Genomic DNA, 20,864 nt, shown 5'->3' with positions numbered 1-20,864 from the left:
TCTCCACGGGCGCTCTTTGTGGAGACCCCCACCCCCGACCCCTCCCCGCAAGGGGGAGGGGAGTCCACCGTGCTCTCGGCTAAAGCGTTTTTCGCCCACCACCCGGATAACTACATGTCCTTCCTTGAGCTTGACCGCGTCGGCAAATCCTTCGGTCCGAACACGGCCGTCGAAGAGTTCAGCCTCACGGTGGGCAAGAGCGAGTTCGTCTCTTTCCTAGGCCCCTCCGGCTGCGGCAAAACCACGACGTTGCAGATGATCGCGGGCTTTCTCGATCCGTCGCAGGGAGCGATCCGGCTCGAGGGCAAGGACCTCGTCGCGATCCCGCCGGCCAAACGCGGGCTCGGCATCGTGTTCCAGAGCTACGCGCTGTTTCCGCATATGACGGCTGCCGAGAACGTCGCCTTTGGCCTGGAGATGCGAAAGGTCCCTCGCAAGGAGCGCGACGAGCGCGTGCGCGCTGCGCTCGCGCTGGTCGGGCTCGCCGGCTACGAGGATCGCCATCCCCGGCGCATGTCGGGCGGCCAGCAGCAGCGGGTGGCGCTGGCGCGGGCCTTGGTGATCCGTCCGAACGTGCTGCTGCTCGACGAGCCGCTCTCCAATCTCGATGCGCGGCTGCGCGAGGACATGCAGATCGAACTGCGCCAGATCCAGCGCAATCTCGGCACCACCACCATTCTCGTCACCCACGACCAGATCGAGGCGATGTCGCTGTCGGATCGCATAGTGGTCATGAGCAAGGGCCGGATCGAGCAGATCGGCACGCCGCAGGAGGTTTACGAGCGGCCTGCCTCGGCCTTCGTCGCCCAGTTTCTCGGCAAGACCAATGAGTTCGCCGCACACGCGGATGTCTCGGGTGCGTCGGCCAGACTGATCGCGGGCTCCTGGAGCGGGCCGGCGCCGGTCGGGGTCTCAGGCGCGGCCACCATCAGCATCCGGCCGGAGCGGATCAGCTTCGGCGCGAGCGGATTATCGGCGCGGATTCAGAGCCGCATCTTCCAGGGCAATCATTGGCTGTTCCAGTGCGAGACCGAATGCGGGCCCGCGATCGTCATCCGCCAGAATGACGGCCAGACGCAGCCGGAGCAGGGCGAGGCGGTGCACCTGGCCTGGCAGGCCGCCGACATGAGCGTTCGTGCCACGCGAGGCGGTTCATGAGCGCGGCTGTCACCACAACAGCTCCCGCGCCGGCCGAGACCGGCGAGACGCGCACAGTCTTGGCGCTGGCGCTGCCGGCCTTGATGCTGTTCGTCGGCGTCGTCGTGATCCCGCTCGCGATGACCGTGATGCTCTCGTTTCACGACTGGGGCCAGTACAAGGGCATCGAGCCGGTCTTCATCCTGAAGAACTGGCAGGAGATCGCCAGCGATCCTTATTACGCCGAGATGTTCTGGCGCACCTTTCGCGTCGCCGTGCTCGCCACGTTGATCACGGCGGTGTTCGGCGTGCCCGAGGCCTATATCCTGCATCGCATGAGCGGCCCGTGGAAAGGCTTCTTCCTGCTCGTCATCCTGGGCCCGCTGTTGATCTCCGTGGTGGCGCGCACGCTGGGCTGGGCGCTGCTGTTCGGCGGCAACAATGGTCTCGCCAACAAGCTTCTGATGTCACTCGGCCTGATCAGTTCGCCCGTGCGCTTCATGTTCACCGAGACCGGCATGGTGGTGGCGCTCGCGCATGCGATGATGCCGTTCATGGTGCTCGCGGTCTGGACCGCGCTGCAGCGGCTCGATCCGCAGATCGAGAATGCGGCGGCCTCGCTCGGCGCCGGCTCGCTGACGGTGATCCGTCGCATCATCCTGCCGCAGATCATGCCCGGCGTGCTGTCGGGCGCGATCATCGTGTTCTCGCTGTCGGCCAGCGCCTTCGCCACGCCGGCGATCATCGGCGGCCGCCGGCTGAAGGTCGCGGCGACGCTCGCCTATGACGAGTTTCTCAACACGCTGAACTGGCCGCTCGGTGCCGCGGTCGCGGTGCTGCTCTTGATCGCGCTGGTGCTGATCGTGGTCGGCAGCAATGCGCTGATCGAGCGGCGCTATCAGGAGATGTTCCGATGACAAGGAACGGACCGATCGCGCTCGCCTTCCACGCGCTGTTCGTGGTCTTCATGCTGGCGCCGATCGTGGTGGTGTGCTGGGTCGCCTTCACGCCCGAGGGATTCCTGTCAATTCCGACTACCAATTTCTCGCTGCGCTGGTTCAGGACCATCGCGGCCTATCCGGAATTCGTGCACGCCTTTGGCGTGAGTTTGTGGCTCGGCGCGCTGTCGTCTTTCGTGAGCCTGTTGTTCGCGGTGCCGGCGGCGCTTGCCATCAGCCGCTATCGCTTTCCGGGACGCGAGGCGCTGTCCGCGCTGTTCCTGTCGCCGCTGATGATCCCGCACGTCGTGCTCGGCATCGCGTTCCTGCGCTTCTTCACCTCGGTCGGCGTCGGCGGCACCTTCCTCGCGCTGGTGATCGCGCATGTCATCGTCGTGTTTCCGTTTGCGCTGCGCCTGACGCTGGCGGCTGCAACCGGCATGGACCGCCGAATCGAGATGGCTGCGATCTCGCTCGGCGCCGATGGCTGGACCATGTTCCGCCGCGTGATCCTGCCCTCGATCCTGCCGGGCCTCATCAGCGGCTGGGCGCTCGCCTTCATCCAGTCCTTCGACGATCTGACCATGACCGTGTTCCTGGCCGCGCCGGGCACCGAGACGCTGCCGGTGCGCATGTTCCTCTACATCCAGGACAACATCGATCCGCTGGTGACCTCGGTATCGGCCAGCGTGATCGCCATCACCATGACCGTTCTGATCCTGCTCGATCGCTTTTACGGGCTCGACCGCGTGCTCACCGCCAAAGGCGGCGAGAGAGGCGACGCGGGACGATAGGAGACACTATGAGGAAAGACTACGACGTCGCCGTCGTCGGCGGCGGACTGCTCGGCTCCGCGATTGCCTGGGGGCTCGGCCGGCTAGGCCAGCGCGTCGCCGTGCTCGACGAAGGCGACATTGCCAAGCGCGCCTCGCGCGCCAACTTTGCGCTGGTGTGGGTGCAGAGCAAGGGGCTCGGCATGCCCGCCTATACCGGCTGGACCGTGCGCGGCTCGCAGGCCTGGCCGAAGCTTGCCGACGAGCTCAAGGCGCAGACCGATCTCGATGTCGCCCTGCAGCAGAATGGCGGCTTTCATCTCACCCTCGGCGAGGCCGAATACGAGCAGCGTACGCAGCTGGTGGCCCGCATGCATAACCAGACCGGCGCCGCCGACTATCGCATGGAGATGCTGCTGGCGAGCGAGGTGAAGAAGATGCTGCCGCTGATCGGACCGGAGGTCTCCGGCGGCAGCTTCTGTCCGTTCGACGGCCACGTGAATTCACTGCGCACCTTCCGCGCCTTCCACACCGGCATGAAGCAGTTCGGCGTCGACTATCTTCCGGAACGGCCGGTGGCGTCGATCGCGGGCGATGGCGGCGAGTTCAGGCTTGCGACGTCGCAAGGCGAGATGCGAGCGGCGAAGGTCGTGCTCGCCGCCGGCAATGTCAACCAGACGCTGGCGCCGATGGTCGGCCTCTCCGCGCCGATGGGCCCGACGCGTGGCCAGATCGTCGTCACCGAACGGACCGTGCCGTTCCTGCCGCATCCCTTGACGACGATCCGCCAGACCGACGAGGGCACGGTGATGATCGGCGACAGCAAGGAGGACGAGCTCGACGATCGCGTGCAGAATCTTCCGATCAATGCGGTCATGGCCGATCGTGCGCAGCGGATGTTTCCGCATCTTGCGCGGCTCAACGTGGTGAGGAGCTGGACCGGCATTCGCGTGATGCCGAAGGACGGCTTCCCGATCTATGACCAGTCCGAGACCCATCCGGGCGCCTTCGTCGCCTGCTGCCATTCCGGCGTGACCTTGGCGGCCAATCATGCCTTCGACATTGCGCGGATGGTCAAGGGCGGGGCGCTGGAGCCGGAGCTGGTCGGCGCGTTCACTGCGCAGCGCTTCGTCAACGACGCTGGAGCTGGCGGCAGTGGCTATTACTAGGACAAAGCGGCTCGATACGGGCACGGAGATGACGATGTTCAAACGGGCTGAAGGTGACACCAGGAGATCGGTGACGATCCATGTCGAGGGCAGGGCGATCGAGGCGCGCGAAGGCGACAGCGTTTCGGCGGCGCTGCTCGCTTCGGGCCTCGATGCGCGGCGCGCCACCGCCGTCAGCGGCGCGAAGCGATTGCCTTATTGCATGATGGGCGTCTGCTTCGACTGCCTCGTCACCATCGACGGTGTCGGCAACCGCCAGGGCTGCCTGGTCCCTGTCGTCGACGGCATGCAGATCGAGATTCAGAAGGGCAAGCGGGAGATCGGCAAATGAGTGCGCCGAAACGAGAGCAATACGCCGTCGTGGTCATCGGCGCGGGCCCGGCGGGCCTCGCCGCGACCGCGAGCGCGGCCGGTGCGGGACTGTCGACCCTGCTGCTCGATGAGAACGCCGGCCCTGGTGGCCAGGTTTGGCGCGCGATCAGCTCGACGCCGGTGACGCGCGAGGCTGTGCTCGGCGCCGACTACTGGTCCGGTGCTGAGCTCGCGACAGCCGCGCGCGACAGCGGCGCCGAGATCATCCATCGCGCCACCGTCTGGAGCCTCGATCGCAATCTCGAGCTCGGCGTCTCCGTCGGCGGCGGCTCGGCCTTCATCAAGGCCAAGCGCGTCATCATCGCCACCGGCGCACTGGAGCGGCCGTTTCCGATTCCAGGCTGGACCTTGCCGGGCGTGATGACCGCGGGCGCGGCGCAGACCATGCTGAAATCCTCCGGCCTGGTGCCGGACGGCCGGACCATCATCGCGGGGCAGGGGCCGCTGCTGTGGCTGTTGGCCGCGCAGATCCTGCGCCTTGGCGGCCGCATCGATCGCGTGCTCGATACTACGCCACGCGCCAACTACATGGCCGCGCTGCCCCATGCGTTCGCCTTCATGACCTCGCCCTATGTCATGAAGGGTCTCGCGATGATGCGCGAGGTCCGGGCCAAGGTGCCCGTCGTCAAAGGCGTCACCGAGCTTGCCGCTGCCGGCGATGGCAAGCTCGCGAGCGTCAGCTACGTCGCTGGCAGCAAACGCGAGACGCTGCCGGCAGATCTCCTGCTGTTGCATCAGGGCGTGGTGCCCAACGTCAATCTGGCGATGGCGGCCGGGGTCGAGCATCGCTGGAACGAATCGCAGCTGTGCTGGACGCCGGTCCTGGATGCCGACGGCAACAGCTCCGTTCCGGGCATCGCGATCGCCGGTGATGGTGCAGGAATCGGCGGTGCGCAGGCCGCGATCTGGCGCGGTCGGATTGCCGCCCGCGCGGCGATTGCAGCGCTTGCACCCGCGGCGGTGGCAAAGCTCGACCCGATCGCCGCTCTGCGCACCGGGCTTGCGCGTGCCGAGCGCGGCCGCGCCTTTCTTGACGTGCTGTTTCAGCCGGCTCCGCAGTTTCGCATTCCCAAGGGCGACACGATCGTCTGCCGTTGCGAGGAGATCACGGCGCAGGATGTTCTGGACTCCGTCGCGATCGGCGCGACGGGGCCGAACCAGCTCAAGGCCTATCGCCGCACCGGCATGGGCCCGTGCCAGGGCCGGCTGTGCGGCCTCACCGTCACCGAGCTGATGGCGGAGGCGCGCGGCAAGAGCCCGCAGGAGATCGGCTACTACCGGCTGCGTGCGCCGGTGAAGCCGATCATGCTCTCGGAGCTCGCGGCGCTGCCGAAGAGCGACGAGGCCACCAAAGCCGTGGTGCGCGGATGATCATAACAAAGGATGCCATCATCATCGGTGGCGGCATCCATGGCTGCTCCACCGCGCTGCATCTCTGTCTCGCCGGGTTGAAGCCGGTGCTGATCGAGAAGGACTATGCCGGCCGTCACGCCTCCGGCGTGAATGCCGGCGGCGTGCGCCAGCTCGCGCGCGACGTCGCGGAGATTCCGCTGTCGATCCGCTCGATGGGGATCTGGGAAAATATCGCTGATCTGGTCGATGACGATTGCGGCTTCGAGAGCCATGGCCAGGTGCTGGTCGCCGAGAACGAGGTCGAGCTCGCGGCGTTTCGCGCGCGCGTGGCTGACCTGAATGCGCGCGGCTTCACCCATGAGGAGCTGATCGACGGCGCCGAGTTGCGCCGGCTGGTGCCGGCGGTCGCCGAGAGCTGTCCGGGCGGCGTGGTGTCGCGCCGCGACGGCGCCGCACAGCCGGCGCGCACCACGACTGCGTTCCGCCGCAAGGCGCAAGCGCTCGGCGCGACTATCATCGAAGGTGTGGCGGCGGCCAATGTGCGCAAGGAGGACGGCCTCTGGCGCGTCGATGTCGGCGCTGAGACCTATGCCGCGCCGGTGCTCGTCAATGCCGCCGGGGCCTGGGCCGGCCGCATCGCGGCCGCGCTGGGTGAGCCGGTGCCGGTCGAGACCATCGCGCCAATGCTGATGATCACCTCGCCCGTCGCTCCCTTCATCGATCCTGTCGTGATCCTGCGCGGGCGCAAGCTCTCCTTCAAGCAGTTCAAGAACGGCACCGTGCTGATCGGCGGCGGGCATCTCGCCATGCCCTATCAGGATCGCAACGAGACCGTGCTCGACTGGCGCAAATTGTCCGAGAGCGCACGCACGGTTTCCGAGCTGTTCGCCGTGATGCGCAACGCCACGGTCGTGCGCGCCTGGGCCGGTATCGAGGCGCGCATGCGCGACGATATCCCGGTGTTCGGCCCGAGCGCGATTCACGACGGGCTCTATCACCAGTTCGGTTTCTCGGCGCACGGCTTCCAGCTCGGTCCCGGCGCCGGCGCCGTGATGGCCGAGCTGGTCGTCAACGGCGGCACCCAGACCCGGATCGGAGGTCTCAGCATCACCCGCTTCAGCAACCCATCCCCTTCACCATCCACATGAGGACATGATGACCATCACCCGCAAGATCCGCTCGGCCATCCATCACCGCATCGTCGAGGCCAACGGCTTCGTTTTCATCGGCGGCACCATTGCCGACGACACCAGCGTCTCGATGGGCGAGCAGACCCGCAACATTCTCGGCAAGATCGACGGCTTCCTGAAGGAGGCCGGCACCGACAAGTCGCGGGTCGTCAGCGGCCAGATCTTCGTCACCGATTTGTCGAAGAAGAAGGAAATGGACGCGGCCTGGACCGCGTTCTTCGGCGACGATCTGCCGACCCGCGCCACCGTCGGCGTCGCCGATCTCGGCGGCGGCGCGCTGATTGAGATCGTCGTCACGGCGCTGAAGGGGTGAGCGCAGGCGAGGAGACGGCGGCTCAGCCGGCCAGGACGGCCGGCGCGAGCTGACGCCGTCCGGTCAAAAACGGCCGGACCTCTATCGATGGCCGCGCAGGGCGCGAGGCGATACGCCATACGCCGACTTGATGGCGTGCGACAGGCTGGAGCTGTCGGGAAATCCGTTGCGGAGTGCGATCGTCGTGAGCGGCGTCGCCGCCGACGGATCGCTCTCGATCTCGCGTTTCGCCTGCGCCAGCCGAACCATGCGGATGAATGCGGCGGGTGTCACCCCGCTCTCGGCGAAACGATTATAGAGCGAGCGGCGGGACAGGCCGAGGTCATGCGCCAGCCGCTCCGGCGTGTAGTCGGAGTCAGCGATGTTCTGCTGGATCAGCGAGCGCGCCCGGTACAGGCTCGGGGCGATTCGGTCCGACGGCGGCTCCAGGGGCTCGCGCGTCGCGGAACGGGTCACCAGTTCGAATAATGAATGCACCGCGAGTTCGCTGGTGCTGTCATGACCAGGCTGGCGCAACAGGGCCATCAAGCCGGCGCGTGCCGCCGCTGCCGCGTTGCTGCAGCCGAGGCGCAACTCGGTCGCGCCAGACTCGACGAGATCGCGCCAGGTCGGGTCGGCGCCGGGATGCACTCGCAGCATCAGGCATTCGTAATCGTCGCTGCCGGTCAGAACACAATCCGAAGCATGGCGCATCAGCAACGCCTGGCCGGCCTTGATCGCCAGCCGCCTGTTGCGGTTCTCAAAAGCCATGGATCCGCTCAGCTGCCAGATCAGCTTGACGGTCTCGCCGAATCCGAGCGCCTTGGCCTGTGCGATCGATGCTTCGCCGGTCCACTTGCCGGAGCGAAGATAGGTGATGTGATGGGCGCCGATCCGGCGATCGGCGATCTCGATGATGCTGCGCGGTGGGGCGTCGAACAGCACGTAAGGAAAGGCTTGAGCGAGACGTTCACGAAGCCCTTTGCCAAGCTGGCGCGCGTTGTTCACCCGTGCCTTCCGATCCAACGGCAAGCCGTCGGACTCGACGGCTGAAACACGGGCATCTTGTTCGAGCATGTGCGACCTGACTCACGCGGCCGGTGATGATGACAGGTGCAGATCGTTGCCTCAGTTTTGATCAACCGGCAAGCCAATTCCATGAGAGCAGCGGGTGCCTCGATTGCGAAGGGATGCATCAAAATATGCACGCCTTGACAATCCGCTGCACGAGACGACAAGCGGCCTCGGTCGCGCCGTGATCAATCGGCGGCAACGCAACTTCGAAGAGGTGGTGATGATGTATCACGATCGGCGTTGCCTGCAGAATCTGCCGAAGCACACCGGCAACAGCAGCAACTCGGAAGCAGGGGCCGATTTGCTCGACGATGTCGTGGTCCTTACGGATGATGGCGATTTCCGTGACCGCGTCGTCTCCTTTCTCGACGGGCGCGTTCGCAGCCTCTCGCCGGCACAGTGGTCGGATGATCTGGTGTCGCTGCTCAAGCGCGAGCCGCTGGGCCTCGTTCTGATCGATCTTTGGCCCGTGGCCGCGGACCGGCTCGACCAGCTGCGCTGGATCAGGTCGCAGGTCGCCGTTCCCATCATTGCAACCGGAAGCCGGCTCGAGGCCGCCGACCGCATTCTGGCGCTGGAGCTTGGGGCCGACGCCTGTATCGCGAAGACGAGTGAATTGCAGGAGTTCTGGGCCACCGCGCGCGCCTTGCGCCGTCGCGAGTGCTTGGCGCGCCAGACCTATGCTCCTGCCGCCGAACGCGGCATTGATCGTTTCAACGGCTGGACGCTGAACCGCGCGTCGCGCGCGCTGATCGATCCCGAGGGCAAGACGGTGACGCTCAACCGGACGCATCACGCGCTGCTGGCGGCGTTTCTCGACGCGCCGGGACGAACCTTGACGCGACTGCAGCTGTCGCAGGCGACGCGCCTGCGCACCGACATTTCCGACCGGACCATCGACGTGCAGGTGCTGCGACTGCGGCGAATCCTGGAGAGAACATCGGCCGAGGGTCCCATCATCGAAACGGAGCGCGGCGTCGGCTACCGGTTCGTCGCGTCCGTCCAGCGCGACGACGGCCTGCTCCGCAAGCCGCGCTAAACGCGCATCTCCAAACGATCGGACCAGCGGGTGCGGATCTGGCGCTCGCGCCTGCCGCGCGATCGCTGCTCGGAGCTCCGCGCGTGGCGCGCTTCAGATATTCGCTCAGCTCACGGCGAGCGCGCGCTGCGAATTCTGACCAAACTACATGAGAAAATAAGTTTTTCAGCCCTTCGAATCCGAGCTTCGCTTTCAGGAACGCTGCGACAGCGAGCGAACCTCGGAAAGCGGGGCTTACGCCTTGTTCGACAGGAATCCCCGCAAGATCCAATTGTAGCTCTCCGGCTGCTCCAGCATCGCCAGATGGCGCGCCTTGGGCATCACGACCAGATGCGCATTCCTGATCCCGCGCTGAAGCGTGAGATGGCAGTCGAGCGTCACCTCGTCCATTTCCCCGGTGAGCACCAGGGTCGGGACATCGATCGCCGCAAGCGAGCTCTCCCGGTCCCAATCCCGCAACGTGCCGGTCACGGAGAACTCATTGGGGCCGTTCATCGCCGCATAGGTTCTCGAAGTCGAGATATTCTCGATCGTCTTGGCGAAGTGGCGTGAAGGCCAGTTGTCGTGATAGACATGGGCGTCGAGAAACGCCTGCACGATCTCCTGATATTCGAACGTGTCGGTCTTGCCGGCGGCTTCCAGCTCACGGCGCCTGGCGTCGAGCCCGCCCGGCATCTGCGACAGCAGCTGCAACGCGCCGGCCACGAATTGCCGCGTCGAGGCCGAGGTTCCCGCGAGCACCAGCGCCTCGACCTTGGCCTGGTCGCCGCGCTGGGCGAGATATTCCTGCGCCAGCCATCCGCCCCAGGAATGGCCGTAGAGAATGACGCGGTCCAGGCCGAGATCGGCGCGCAACAGATCGATCTCCTGCACGAAATGATCGACGGTCCACAGGGCGGCCGAATCGGGCTTGTCGGAGCGGCCGCATCCCAGCTGGTCATAGAAGATCACGGGACGTTGATCGGCGATCGCCGACAACGGCTCAAGATAATTGTGTCCTGCGCCCGGGCCGCCGTGGAGCAGCAGCAAGGGCGTGCGCGGGCCGGCGCCCGCGATCTTCCACCAGATCCTGCCATGGGGAGTCTGCGTGGTGCCCTCGCGCGCACCCGCAACCGTTGTGGCCGCCAATGCAGCTGCGGTCGGCAACGCGGCCGCGCCCAGGAGAATTTCTCTTCGCGTGATGGTCATGACGCTGTCACATCGCACAGCGTGGGTTCGGTTCGAATCTGTGCGAGCTGCAACTTAGTGCGTGGCCGCGCATCCGCAACGCGGATCGGGCTACAAATGAAACAGATGGATGCGTTGCGCGGCTGTTGATGTCGGCTTGATGCGTTGGGGCCACGGTTCGAATGGCGCAGCAGGCCGCGTCCACCTCGTCAGATCCAGGTGTAACCCCCCGCTTACAGCGGCAACCGTTTTCCGGATGCTTGAAATCGCTCGGTCATTCGCGGGCGTCAGAACGTCACCATCCACCACGCGATGGAGAGCTACCAATGACTCACATGCCGCAAAATGGGGACAGATCCAGGCACAGGCTGATGAAGACGTTCCTGCTGGCGATGTTGCTCAACGCCCGTGCGGCGGCCGCCCAGACGGTGACACCGACCGTGATGCCACCCGCGTCCGTGACGATGTCGGACCCGTTGTCGCCGCGCACCGCACCGGTCGGCCACCGCCAGCCCGGCGTGAAGGACGTGACCTTCGACGAGGCCAGCATGATCGAACGCATCGATGCGGAGAGCGCGGCGCTCGACCGCAAGCTCAGGATCTGCCGGGGATGCTGAGCGGCGAGGCACTGCGCCTGCTGCCCCGGCGATGGTCCCGCCGGGGCAGCGCGCCCCTCACGGCCCGTATTGCGGGGCCGGCATCTCGTTGAAGTCGTGCTCATCGGCAACGCAGGTGAAGTTCGCCGCGACGCTGGTGCTGCCGCTGCCATTGTATTTCGCGACCTTGGGGAACAGGCAGAGTGGCCGCGTCATCTGCACGCCCTGCGCAGGCGTGTCGTTGACGAACTTGGTCGCCAGGATCGTCTCCGGCGCGACGCCCTTTTCGACCCAGTTGACGAGCGGGGTGAGCGCGTCGAACGTGTTCGGCCCGGGACCGCCCGAGCAGTGATACATGCCGGGGGCCATGAACAGCCGGGCGTAGCTTTGAGTCTCCCTCAGCGCGGGATCGTCAAGGCCGAATCGCGCGGGCTGCGCGAAGCCGCGGCCATCCCGCACCAGCGCATTGAAGTAGTTGATGCTCTCTTGCGACGGCAGCAGCGGATCAGCCCAGCCGTGATACATCAACAGCTTGCCGCCATGTTCGCGGAACTCGCTCAAGTCGGTGCTGGTTGCGTTCAGCACGGCCTCGAGCTGAGTGTCCACCGTCTTGATGTCGTGGTGGAAGTCGAAATTGGCAAAATTGGTCGGGCTGGTCGGAATGCCGAAGCTCGCGCCATAGACCCAGTAGAACAGGCCGTCGAAGGCGGGCTCAGGAAGCTCCTCGGAGAGGACGAGCCCGAGCGCCAGCACGTTGTCGGTCTCGGCGCCAAGCGCGACGCCGGGAACGACGATCTCCTTGGTCACGGGATCGACCGTGCCGACATAGTAGTTGCGCATCGTGGTGACCTGGTCCGGGGTCAGACAGGCCGGCGGCACTTCGCCGCCCTTGCATTGCAGCACCTTGGGATCGAAGCGGCAGTCGCGCGGATCGGTCAGGAACTGGTCGGTCTTGGCGCCGCCGTCCTGGCCGACGCATTGCGCGATTACGGCCTTGTTGATCACAGGCATCTGCGCCGGCAGGATGAACCGCGTGGCGCTCGCATGGGCGTCCTGCCACAGTGACAGCGCTCCCATGTGCAGGTGCGTGCGGTTGAAGGCGGCGGCCCCGGCGACGATGCCGTCATAGTCGCGTGGGAAGCGCTGCGCCTCCATCAGCGCATTCTGGCCGCCGGTCGAGCATCCCGCGAAATAGGCCCGGTTGGCGCCTTGCGGATAGAACGCTTTGACGACCTCCTTGCCTCGCACGGTCATCAGGTGGATCGCGCGATAGCCGAAATCCTTGATCCGTTCGGGATGCCCGAACAGGCCGGTCGACGGAGTGGCCGGGTCGCCGAAGGCTGCGGCGAGCTGATTGCCCTGGTTGCCGTCGGAGCCGCAGAACAGCGGATTACAGCCGGCCGTTCCGGTGCCGAGATCGGTGTTGGCAGTGGCGTAGCCGGTCTGGATGCCGATGGCGAGCTCGGAATAGGTGATGACGCCCTGGAAGCCGCCGCCGCCGGTGCCGAGGAAGCGTCCGTTCCAATTGTTCTCCGGCAGCCATACCTCGATCTTGATGTTGGAGTCGGCCGTCGGCGTCAGCGTCGCAGTCACGCGGCAGAACGGCGGCAGCCCAGTGATCGGCGCAGCGCCCGGCGGCGTGAAGGTCCCGCCGGTGACATCGGTCGCCGAGGTGATCGTGGTGTGCACCAGGTTGAGCGTCTGCAGATTGGTGCACGGTGACGCCGCCGCAGGCGTACTGGCCAGCGCGAACAGGGCCAATAGGCCCGACCCCGCCCCGACGAGATAGGCTCGATGCATGATAGTCCTCCCCGGATCATTATGTTGTGTAGGACGATCATGCTAACCCGCGCCGCATAACCGGTCGATGACCATCTGAGGTTGCTGCGATGCGAAACGTTGGTGTGCCAGGTGAGGGAGCAGGCGAGGGAGCAGGTGAGGGAGCTTATCAGCTGCCGATCCCGTACCTGCGCGTCAGGGCGCCGCGGCCGAACCGAAGACGGCACGCGCCCGTTCGGCGCGCCTGCTGTAGACCTACTGACGGATGCTCGATCAGGCCCGCCCTTGGCGTCCCATCACCAGGCCGTAGACAAACAGCAAAATGATCGAGCCGACAATCGCCCCGATGAAGCCTGCGCTCTCTCCGGGTCTGTACCAGCCAACGGCTTGGCCAAGGTAGGTCGCGACGAACGCGCCGACGATTCCCAAAACCGTGGTGAGGATGAAGCCCTGGGGCTCTAACTTGTCGCCGGGCATGATGAATTTGGCGATCACTCCGACAATAAAGCCAATGATAATCGTCCAGATAATGCCCATACATCTCCTCCGTTGGCTCCCGCAGCAGACCTCCGGGATGGAGAGCTGCTGGCTGTTCCTACCCGTACCCGACGCTACTACCCGACGAGATCGACCGGAAGTGTATGCCACCAGCTTCGGATCGCGCGGGCACACTCTTGTAGCGCAGCGAACGACCCCGGCCTCCGTTGGGGGGTGGATGGCCGGGGTCGCCCAGCGATGCGGCGCGCAAAAGGGGGCTCGAGCGCGGCCGCAAGGCACAGATGGGCAGCAGCGCCCGAGCTGGGTTTGATCTATGTCAACGGCTCCCACCGATCTTAAGGCTGCAGAAGAGCGGGGATCGCGTAAGGCTTTCACCGTCATTGCAGCAGGTCTGGAGCTACAGATGTGGGTCCTGATGTACGTCTTTTCCTACTCAGTCAGTCCAGCGGCGACAAACGACCGGGCGGATTGGAGACTTATGCCGACGGTGGTGTTTCAAGAGTTCTCAAACGAAGAACGATGCAGAGCCGCCAAATCGACGCTCGAGGGCAGCCTCAAGGACGCAGGGGCGAGACTGAGAAGTGGTCTGGAGGACTTGAAGAGCTTGGGCAAGTCCGACCCGGCCCAGATCATCATTGCCTACAATGTGGAATGCCTTCCAAAATGAGAGGCGGCTGCCGCCAGTTGGTGCAACCTGCCGCCGCCGCTGTTCACGCGCTCACAAGCTTGTGCCCTCGTACTTTGTCAGAACTCGTCAAAGAGAGTGCATCCCGGCGGGCTCAACTTCTGATGTGGCCGCCGGGATACTCCTACGCTTGTTGCGTTCACAAGAATGTCCCCTGTGACAGTAACGATCGTTCTTAACGTCCCGCGGTCTGGGCCGGCTGCATGACGTTACTGACAACGTATTCACCGATTTTCAGACCCATATCCGTGCCGACGCGAGTCGAGAATCGGTAATGGAAGCCGGCCCAAATGCGAGCATTTGCAACCTCATCGGCGAAAGCCGTCATATTGGTGTAGTGGTGGGTCACGCCGGGCATAGCGGGGCTCGTGATCGCGATCTCCGGAATCTCCTCGGTTCCGAGTGCCGCCTTGACAATGCCCGCGATCGTGCCGCTGAGGATGCAATGCGCACAGGGGTATTCCGGGTGCATCGGCGTATTCTCGATCGGCTGCCAGCTCGCCTCGCGCTCCGTGAGGTCGTTGCCATCAATATCGCCGTTGCGAATGGCGGTGATTGGGCGCCAGAAGTTGTAGTGATACTTGGCGTCGAACACGGCGATGAGCGCATCGTTGAGGCCGACAGAGGCGAGCGCCATGAGCCGCGCGCTTTCGCTGACATTCATTTGTTTGGCAATGACGAGCTGACGGACGAAGGGATGATAAGCCGGTGGACCAACCATGAGCCAGAACCGGGCGTTCTCCGTCTGTTGAGGCGAACGCTTTGCACTGGTCCTGCCGCCATAGTCCTTGATCTCGTTGTAGTCGGTTGCCCATTGCTTGCTCGACAGTGCAATCGGCGCATCTGGCCGGAATTGCGATGCCGCCGTCATGGCAAACGGCTTCACCTTCGACCAATACGAGCCCGCGGTGATCGCGGTCGGCACATACACGCCCGGCGACGTTCTGGGCCGGTACTCGTCGACGGCATCATGGCCGTCGTTTGCGCGGGCATCCAAGATCTTGGCAGCAACGGCCTCGCCGAGTTTGACACCATCCGCTTTGGCCGTGTCATCGTCACGGATGGACGCGAGATAACTCGCGAGGGCTTCTTTCATCGCGCTTGCGGATTTTGCATCAATCGCCGCCAGGATTGTCGCCGCGGCCGCCGCGGCTGCGGCGTCCTTCGAGGTGGCGCGGTCCGCGGGCAGTTGCACGAGGTATGGTTGATAGCGCCGCTCGATCGAATTGACTGCATCGAACATCGCGGCGTGGACCATTCCCATTGTTCGCTCTGCTGCGTAGACCGTCTGCGACACGCCAGCAGCCCCCGCGGGCATGACGACAGCGACGGCCTTCTCGTCCCAGTCGGTGATCACGTTCGCGCTTGCCGAAATGGAAACGCCGATGGCAAGCCAGGCACTTGGTATGATGGCGGATGCCAAATGGCTCAAACGCATGTGTGCCTCCTTGAGCCTGTTGCAGATGTGGGGGAGATCACGCAAGGCCAGACGGCCGTGACAGCGCGCCAGCAAATGGTGCCGCCCGGAAGAATAAACAAAGTTATGTCGATCGGCCCGGTGAGTCGCCATCTGCTTCCCTGCCAGAACTGACGACCTTGCGCTTGACGTTGAAAATATCACAACTCGGGTAAGCGGTAATGTGAACCTGTTCACGTCGCGGCGTTTGGTCGCGAGCACGGAAACGGCAGGGGGTAGTGGGGGCCGGCGACGCCGGAACATCAATGGGCTAGACGGTCTGAGTAAGGCGACGTGATTCATTGCATTGCTTGACGTCGCAGCTGCTAACAAACTGATATGAGCAGCGTGCAGCGCCAGCAATGGATCGGCTTTCATCCGCCCCGGTGTCACCGTGCGGGATCATGCTCCCAGCGCCTTGCGGATTCTCCGCGACAGCTCCGCTTTGCGGTAAGGCTTTTTCAGCAAATTGACCCCGGGCTCAAGATGACCCTCCTGCAAGATCGCGTTGTCGGTATAGCCTGACGTGTAAAGCACTTTCGTCCGGGGGCGGCGCCTGAGAACCGCGTCCGCCAATTCTTGACCATTGATTCCACCGGGCATGATCATGTCGGTGAACAAGAGATCGAATTGAGCACCTTGGTCGAGGAGCGCCAGCGCCGCCGCTCCATCGTCCGCGACCAGCGTCTTGTATCCGAGGCTGCCAAGCTGGGCGATCGCACAGCCACGTACCAGCGCGTCGTCCTCCACCACGAGGATCGTCTCGTGCCCACCGAGCACTGCGGGCGCCGCCATCGACTCCGCTTTCATCACGGACTGCCCTGCAAATCGCGGCAAATAGAGCTTGACCACCGTCCCGCGGCCTTCCTCGCTGTCGATGGTGACTGTTCCGCCGGTCTGCCGCGCGAATCCGTAGACCATGCTCAGCCCCAAGCCAGTGCCGCGGCCAACGCCCTTGGTGGTAAAAAATGGCTCGAACACGCGATCACGGATATCGGCGGGGATACCTTGGCCAGTATCGGTGACCGCAATCACCACGAACTCGCCGGGCTTTATCTCGCCATTGTCGGGCACATCGGCGTCGTCAAGTCGCGCATTGGCAGTCTGCAATGTAAGCTTGCCGCCGTCGGGCATGGCGTCGCGGGCATTGACGGCGAGATTGACGATAGCGGCCGAAAGCTGTGAGGGGTCGGCAACCGCGAGCCAGGCCTCGCGCGCGAGCACCGTTTCCATTTCAACGTGCTCCCCCAGGATCGGTCTGAGCAGCTTGGTCGTCTGGGCCACGAGGTCGTTGACATCGATCTCGCATGGCTCCAGCGGCTGGCGGCGCGCGAAGGTCAGAAGTTGCGAGGTGATCTTGGCGCCACGCGTGGCCGCATCATCGATGAGCTGGGCGATCGCCGCGAGTTGTGGCCGGTCCGCCACGCCGTCCTGAATGATTTCGATCGTGCCGGTGATAACGGTAAGGACATTGTTGAAGTCGTGCGCAACACCGCCTGTCAGCTTTCCGATTGCATCCATCTTCTCGGATTGGCGCAGCCGTTCCTCCGCCTCGCGCTGCTTGGTCAGGTCGGTTGCTGTTCCGCGATAGCCAAGGAAACAACCGTCGGCGGCAAAAACGGGTTTGCCGTTGACGCTGACGTGCCGCGGCCGACCGGCCCGATCGCGGCTGAGATACTCGAACTTCCGGAACGGCTCATGCCGATCAAGCATGGCCATGTGCTCACGCCACCTCTGCGGCTCGGCCGTGGTGTCGGCCGCCGCATCGATCCGGCGTTTGCCGATCACTTGCTGCCGATCCAAACCGAAAGCGCCGAACTCCGACGAGAGATAGGTGAAGACGTGGTCCGGTCCGGTCTCCCAGAACCAGTCGGACGCGGTCTCGGCGTAATCGCGAAATCGTTGTTCGCTCGTATGCGCGTCCTCTTCCGCCTGCCGTCGAACGACAAGGTCGCGCTCGAGCTGCAGATTAGCCTGACGGAGTTCGCCATAGGCGCGCTCCAGCTTCGCACACATCCCGTTGAACGATTCAATGACCTTGTCCAGTTCATCGGCCGCGCGCGGCCGCCGCCGGTCCAGACGGAGCGGCGCAGGTGGCCGCGCCAGATTGTAGCCGCTGACAAATCCAGCAATGGCGGCGAGGTGGCGGGTAACCAGCCAGTGAAACACATAAAGGATAAAGAGCGAGACAAGAAACGTCTTGGCCGCCTGGCTCGCCAGGATCACCAGGGCCCTGGTCATCAATTGTCGATAGACCTCAGTGAGCGTCGCTTCGACGTAGAGCACGCCGATCTGGCGATTAGCTCCGTGCATCACGTAGGAGACGGGATACTCACGGGCTATGATTGACCTTGTGGACCGCTCGCCGACCGCAAAGCGGATCGGATTGGGCCGATCGGCGATTTCGCGGATTTCGGCTGCCCGGATGTCGGGCAAGCGGAGAATCCCGTCGAGCTGGAGCTTCAACTGGTTCTGGTCGAGATTCCAAAGGCTCTCGCCGAGGCTGCCGAGATAGCTTCGGCCGATCTCGTCGAGCCGCGTCTCGATGATACCGACCTCCCGGTCGTAATCCAGGTAAAGCTGGACGGCTGTCAGCACCAGCGTCACCACCGAGCTGAAGAGCAGGACGGCCGCGAGAAGCCGGAAACCGATACTGCCGCGAAACGCTTGGATCCGCTCGGCGAGCCGCGGTCCAAGCAACAAGTTAGCGAGCGATGACTTGATCCTGTTCAGGTCATCGTTCTCCGCGGCAGGCGCAGTCACGCGCTTGCCACCGAAATCACTGTCCTGGCCCATGCACCACTCCACCAAGGACTGCGGCACATTCCCAGTTCCGGCGCGCATGTCGCGGCCACAGCAGCGGCCGCCTCCGCGTCTATCGACCTGACCCCCAATGTCCCCGTGGCCGGCGCCCCGGCGAAGGCTGATCGTTGGCGGTAATTTTGCGGCCGGCACCTCGGAGCAGGCCGAGATTAGCATCCTCCGTGCTAGAAGAGTATCGGTGAAAGTCGCCGAAGGGCCGTGCGTGGGCGCAGCCGGCGGATCGTTGCGGCAGTTCGCCTCGAACTACCTTTGGTAGATCGCGGCGATCTCGGAAACCCGGTCGCGGGGACGATCAAGGAAACGCGTCATGTGGCGAATGATCTTCCTTTGCCTGTGGATGCTTCTGTGCGGTATGCCCTGCCGTGCGCAGTCCGTTATCCGGCTGGCGAGAATAGCCGACATCCCTGACCAATATGTCGGCGGCGAACTATTGCGGGCGGTCTACGCGCGGTTGAACATCACTGTCCAGTTCGAGGACGTCCCCGGCAAGCGCGCCTTGGCGCTCAGTAGTGCCGGCGAGCTCGATGGAGAAATCCAGCGCATCGGCAACCTCTCGCGCGATTATCCGACGCTGGTACAGATCTCACCGCCGATCAACTATATCGAGCCGTCGGTTTTCACGACGACGCTTCAGTTCGATGTTCGTGGCTGGGATTCGATCAAGGACTACAGCATCGGCATTGTGCGCGGCGTCGGCTCCTCCGAAGCCGGCACGCGCGGCATGAGTCGCGTCACAGCGACCACCAGTCTGGAGAACATGATCGAGATGCTGGATGCCGGCCGTTTCGACCTGATTGTCACCGATCTCTTCAGCGGGCTGGTCGCGGTGAAAAAACTGAAGCTACAATCGCATATCCATCCGCTCTCGCCGCCGATCGCGCGAATTTACATCTACCATTACCTGCACGAACGGCATCGCGAGCTCGCCATGAAGGTCGGAAGGGTGATCGAGGAAATGGACGCGAGCGGCGAACTCGCCCAATTGCGCGCCTCGTTGGTCAAGAAGTATCTCGACCAACCCTGACCAGAGATGTCAGCGCAATGATTGTCCTGCGGCGGCCGCGAGTTCGGCGATGGTGACAGGCCCACCATGGGAGAGGAGCCGCAGCAGTGCTCGGTTAAGCCCGGGTGTCGTGCGGCGCTTGCGGCTTGACCGAGACTAGCGACCAGCCGATCGGAGAGATTTCCAGATGCGAGATTGGCATGCATGGATGTCTCTCTTCTCACAATAAAGAATGCCAGAGGGAGGCGGCGCATCAGCGAAGTCTGTACAACGTGGCTCACTTACCCTCGGCAGCAACGAGCCGCGCCGGACCCGCCGGAGCGTTCGGCCTGGATAGGCGGGCACGGTACCGAACCGTAGGAACAGAATACGCAACAATCGCCTGCTTTCGGCCGTAGCCTCTCCCCACAACCGGTGCACTCATAAAAGAACTGGCAGGCGTCAGTCGGCATGGTCTCCGACTTCGCGGTGGCGCAGTGCGGGCAGGTAATCACGGATTCCAAGATCATGGCATCTTCCCAAAGCATGTAGCCGATATTGGAGGCTCCGGTCGGATAAGCAAAAACAGTCGATTGAGATCAACAGCATCCATGCGCTACCTCCACGCAGCACCTGCGCCGGTGCTTCCGAGAAACACGGCTGTCGCCCCGAGAAAGTACGGTTGCTAGGGCGAAAGCTGAGTGAAATTCCCAATCCAAGCGCCGCTGATCCCGAGACTGAACAGAACCACCGGCAGGATGCAGCACGACGAAGCGGCGAGCGCGCCCAGCAAGCCGCCCGCGGCCATCAGCGTCGTGCCGTGCTCTGAGCCGCCGACAATGGGCTTTAGCTTGATTGTCATGACAAGGCTACATCCTGTAGCGACTACTGGATCAAGGAGTTTTCCATGGGCGCGATCACGGGTCCGCGAGCGGACGGGCTGGCGATAGGCAAGCTGTCACAGCGTACCGGCGTGAACAGCGAGACCATCCGCTACTACGAGAACATTGGTGTGCTGCCCGTCCCCTCGCGCGCTGAGAACGGCGTCGTTTGTACGGTCCGATGGAACGGCGCATCGTCGCCTTTGTGCGCCCCTCGCGCGAGTTGGGCTTCTCACTCGACGAGGTGCGCGCCTTGCTGCGGCTCGGCGGTCCTGAAAAAGCCTCTTGCCGCGAAGTCCGGGAGATTGCTGCGCACCACCTCGACGACATCCGCGCAAAAATCAATGACCTCCGGAAGCTCGAACGCTTGCTGACCAAAACCATCGCACAAGCACCGGCACATGGCTCCGGAGTGCCCGGTGTTGGATATCCTCGATGTCCAGCGCTGAAAATAGTAGTTGAGCCGCGCGAGGTCGGCTTCTCGGCCCCAAGCCGGCCAAACCTTCGAAGACGCCGGTTTCCGCTCTTCAGGACCAAGCCGACTCCGGTCCATTTGGCGGTTCGAGATCGCACCTGCGACACAAATCATCCCAGATCGCGTGCGCGAAAACGCAAAGTTCGCGAGCGATTTCAACGCGACTCGGCGTGTCCAGTCCTGCC

Annotated in this window: 20 protein-coding genes and 2 pseudogenes; 14 read left to right on the top strand and 8 right to left on the bottom strand. The window is 64.0% G+C overall.

Annotated elements, in window-relative coordinates; translation table 11 throughout:
- Window positions 1-114: 114 nt before the first annotated feature.
- From BRAS3843_RS29940 to BRAS3843_RS29905, 8 genes are read left to right on the top strand one after another with little or no spacing between them, the layout of a single operon-like run.
- On the top strand, window positions 115-1,158 hold the full coding sequence (locus BRAS3843_RS29940; protein ID WP_008972907.1) for an ABC transporter ATP-binding protein: 1,044 nt from the start codon (window positions 115-117) through the stop codon (window positions 1,156-1,158).
- Window positions 1,155-2,054 carry an ABC transporter permease gene (locus BRAS3843_RS29935; protein ID WP_008972906.1) on the top strand — a complete coding sequence of 300 codons (900 nt, stop codon included), beginning with the start codon at window positions 1,155-1,157 and terminating at the stop codon, window positions 2,052-2,054. Before BRAS3843_RS29940 ends, BRAS3843_RS29935 begins: the two co-directional genes overlap by 4 nt.
- The gene (locus tag BRAS3843_RS29930; RefSeq protein WP_008972905.1) at window positions 2,051-2,869 is read left to right on the top strand and encodes an ABC transporter permease; all 819 of its coding nucleotides are present in this window, start codon (window positions 2,051-2,053) and stop codon (window positions 2,867-2,869) included. Before BRAS3843_RS29935 ends, BRAS3843_RS29930 begins: the two co-directional genes overlap by 4 nt.
- Before the next feature lie 8 nt (window positions 2,870-2,877).
- Complete coding sequence (locus BRAS3843_RS29925; protein ID WP_008972904.1) at window positions 2,878-4,017, top strand: FAD-dependent oxidoreductase; 1,140 nt, start codon at window positions 2,878-2,880, stop codon at window positions 4,015-4,017.
- A 34-nt stretch (window positions 4,018-4,051) separates the two neighbouring features.
- Window positions 4,052-4,348, top strand: coding sequence for a (2Fe-2S)-binding protein (locus BRAS3843_RS29920; protein WP_008972903.1), 297 nt, complete (start codon window positions 4,052-4,054; stop codon window positions 4,346-4,348).
- Window positions 4,345-5,760: an NAD(P)/FAD-dependent oxidoreductase gene (locus tag BRAS3843_RS29915; RefSeq protein ID WP_008972902.1), complete on the top strand. Its 1,416-nt coding sequence runs from the start codon at window positions 4,345-4,347 to the stop codon at window positions 5,758-5,760. The genes BRAS3843_RS29920 and BRAS3843_RS29915 overlap by 4 nt, the downstream gene beginning before the upstream one ends.
- The gene (locus BRAS3843_RS29910) at window positions 5,757-6,890 is read left to right on the top strand and encodes an FAD-dependent oxidoreductase (protein ID WP_008972901.1); all 1,134 of its coding nucleotides are present in this window, start codon (window positions 5,757-5,759) and stop codon (window positions 6,888-6,890) included. The genes BRAS3843_RS29915 and BRAS3843_RS29910 overlap by 4 nt, the downstream gene beginning before the upstream one ends.
- Window positions 6,891-6,897: 7 nt before the next feature.
- The gene (locus BRAS3843_RS29905) at window positions 6,898-7,245 is read left to right on the top strand and encodes a RidA family protein (protein ID WP_035983273.1); all 348 of its coding nucleotides are present in this window, start codon (window positions 6,898-6,900) and stop codon (window positions 7,243-7,245) included.
- A gap of 81 nt (window positions 7,246-7,326) precedes the next feature.
- Here BRAS3843_RS29905 and BRAS3843_RS29900 read toward each other — a convergent pair whose 3' ends face one another.
- Window positions 7,327-8,232: an AraC family transcriptional regulator gene (locus BRAS3843_RS29900; RefSeq protein WP_210161402.1), complete on the bottom strand. Its 906-nt coding sequence runs from the start codon at window positions 8,230-8,232 to the stop codon at window positions 7,327-7,329.
- 286 nt (window positions 8,233-8,518) lie between these two features.
- Between BRAS3843_RS29900 and BRAS3843_RS29895 the strand changes: the two genes are divergently transcribed.
- A complete protein-coding gene (locus tag BRAS3843_RS29895) occupies window positions 8,519-9,337 on the top strand; it encodes a winged helix-turn-helix domain-containing protein (RefSeq protein WP_139025010.1) in 819 nt (272 codons plus the stop codon).
- A 234-nt stretch (window positions 9,338-9,571) separates the two neighbouring features.
- Here BRAS3843_RS29895 and BRAS3843_RS29890 read toward each other — a convergent pair whose 3' ends face one another.
- The gene (locus BRAS3843_RS29890; RefSeq protein ID WP_008972897.1) at window positions 9,572-10,525 is read right to left on the bottom strand and encodes a proline iminopeptidase-family hydrolase; all 954 of its coding nucleotides are present in this window, start codon (window positions 10,523-10,525) and stop codon (window positions 9,572-9,574) included.
- Window positions 10,526-10,875: 350 nt separating this feature from the next.
- On the opposite strand from BRAS3843_RS29890, the gene BRAS3843_RS29885 reads away from it, so the two are divergent.
- Window positions 10,876-11,121 (top strand): hypothetical protein, encoded by a 246-nt coding sequence (locus BRAS3843_RS29885; protein WP_008972896.1) that lies wholly within the window; start codon window positions 10,876-10,878, stop codon window positions 11,119-11,121.
- A gap of 57 nt (window positions 11,122-11,178) precedes the next feature.
- On the opposite strand, the gene BRAS3843_RS29880 is transcribed toward BRAS3843_RS29885, so the two are convergent.
- Together BRAS3843_RS29880 and BRAS3843_RS29875 are read right to left on the bottom strand one after the other, a co-directional pair.
- Complete coding sequence (locus BRAS3843_RS29880) at window positions 11,179-12,900, bottom strand: tannase/feruloyl esterase family alpha/beta hydrolase (RefSeq protein WP_008972895.1); 1,722 nt, start codon at window positions 12,898-12,900, stop codon at window positions 11,179-11,181.
- Window positions 12,901-13,152: 252 nt separating this feature from the next.
- Window positions 13,153-13,416: a GlsB/YeaQ/YmgE family stress response membrane protein gene (locus BRAS3843_RS29875; RefSeq protein WP_008972894.1), complete on the bottom strand. Its 264-nt coding sequence runs from the start codon at window positions 13,414-13,416 to the stop codon at window positions 13,153-13,155.
- 274 nt (window positions 13,417-13,690) lie between these two features.
- Here BRAS3843_RS29875 and BRAS3843_RS29870 point away from each other — a divergent pair, with 274 nt between their 5' ends.
- Window positions 13,691-14,044 (top strand): hypothetical protein, encoded by a 354-nt coding sequence (locus BRAS3843_RS29870; RefSeq protein ID WP_244425504.1) that lies wholly within the window; start codon window positions 13,691-13,693, stop codon window positions 14,042-14,044.
- Between the two features lie 193 nt (window positions 14,045-14,237).
- Here BRAS3843_RS29870 and BRAS3843_RS29865 read toward each other — a convergent pair whose 3' ends face one another.
- The gene (locus BRAS3843_RS29865; protein ID WP_008972892.1) at window positions 14,238-15,500 is read right to left on the bottom strand and encodes a vanadium-dependent haloperoxidase; all 1,263 of its coding nucleotides are present in this window, start codon (window positions 15,498-15,500) and stop codon (window positions 14,238-14,240) included.
- Window positions 15,501-15,920: 420 nt separating this feature from the next.
- Window positions 15,921-18,314 (bottom strand): ATP-binding protein, encoded by a 2,394-nt coding sequence (locus tag BRAS3843_RS29860; RefSeq protein ID WP_008972891.1) that lies wholly within the window; start codon window positions 18,312-18,314, stop codon window positions 15,921-15,923.
- A gap of 334 nt (window positions 18,315-18,648) precedes the next feature.
- Here BRAS3843_RS29860 and BRAS3843_RS29855 point away from each other — a divergent pair, with 334 nt between their 5' ends.
- Window positions 18,649-19,365, top strand: a complete 717-nt coding sequence (locus BRAS3843_RS29855; RefSeq protein ID WP_008972890.1) for a transporter substrate-binding domain-containing protein — start codon at window positions 18,649-18,651, stop codon at window positions 19,363-19,365.
- Between the two features lie 260 nt (window positions 19,366-19,625).
- On the opposite strand, the gene BRAS3843_RS42355 is transcribed toward BRAS3843_RS29855, so the two are convergent.
- Window positions 19,626-19,853, bottom strand: coding sequence for a GDCCVxC domain-containing (seleno)protein (locus BRAS3843_RS42355; RefSeq protein WP_083841464.1), 228 nt, complete (start codon window positions 19,851-19,853; stop codon window positions 19,626-19,628).
- 158 nt (window positions 19,854-20,011) lie between these two features.
- A pseudogene (locus tag BRAS3843_RS29850) lies at window positions 20,012-20,185 on the bottom strand (mercuric transporter MerT family protein); the annotation flags it as partial.
- Window positions 20,186-20,230: 45 nt separating this feature from the next.
- Between BRAS3843_RS29850 and BRAS3843_RS42350 the strand changes: the two are divergent.
- Window positions 20,231-20,322: pseudogene (locus BRAS3843_RS42350) on the top strand (MerR family transcriptional regulator); the annotation flags it as partial.
- 63 nt (window positions 20,323-20,385) lie between these two features.
- Window positions 20,386-20,864, top strand: a 479-nt coding sequence (locus BRAS3843_RS39905) for a MerR family DNA-binding protein (protein ID WP_244425503.1), incomplete at its 3' end; no start/stop codon positions are given.

It is taken from the genome of Bradyrhizobium sp. STM 3843 (assembly GCF_000239815.1).
GTDB lineage: Bacteria > Pseudomonadota > Alphaproteobacteria > Rhizobiales > Xanthobacteraceae > Bradyrhizobium.
The sequence above is the reverse complement of the archived record's forward strand: the minus strand, read 5'-3'. Positions and strand labels throughout refer to the sequence as shown.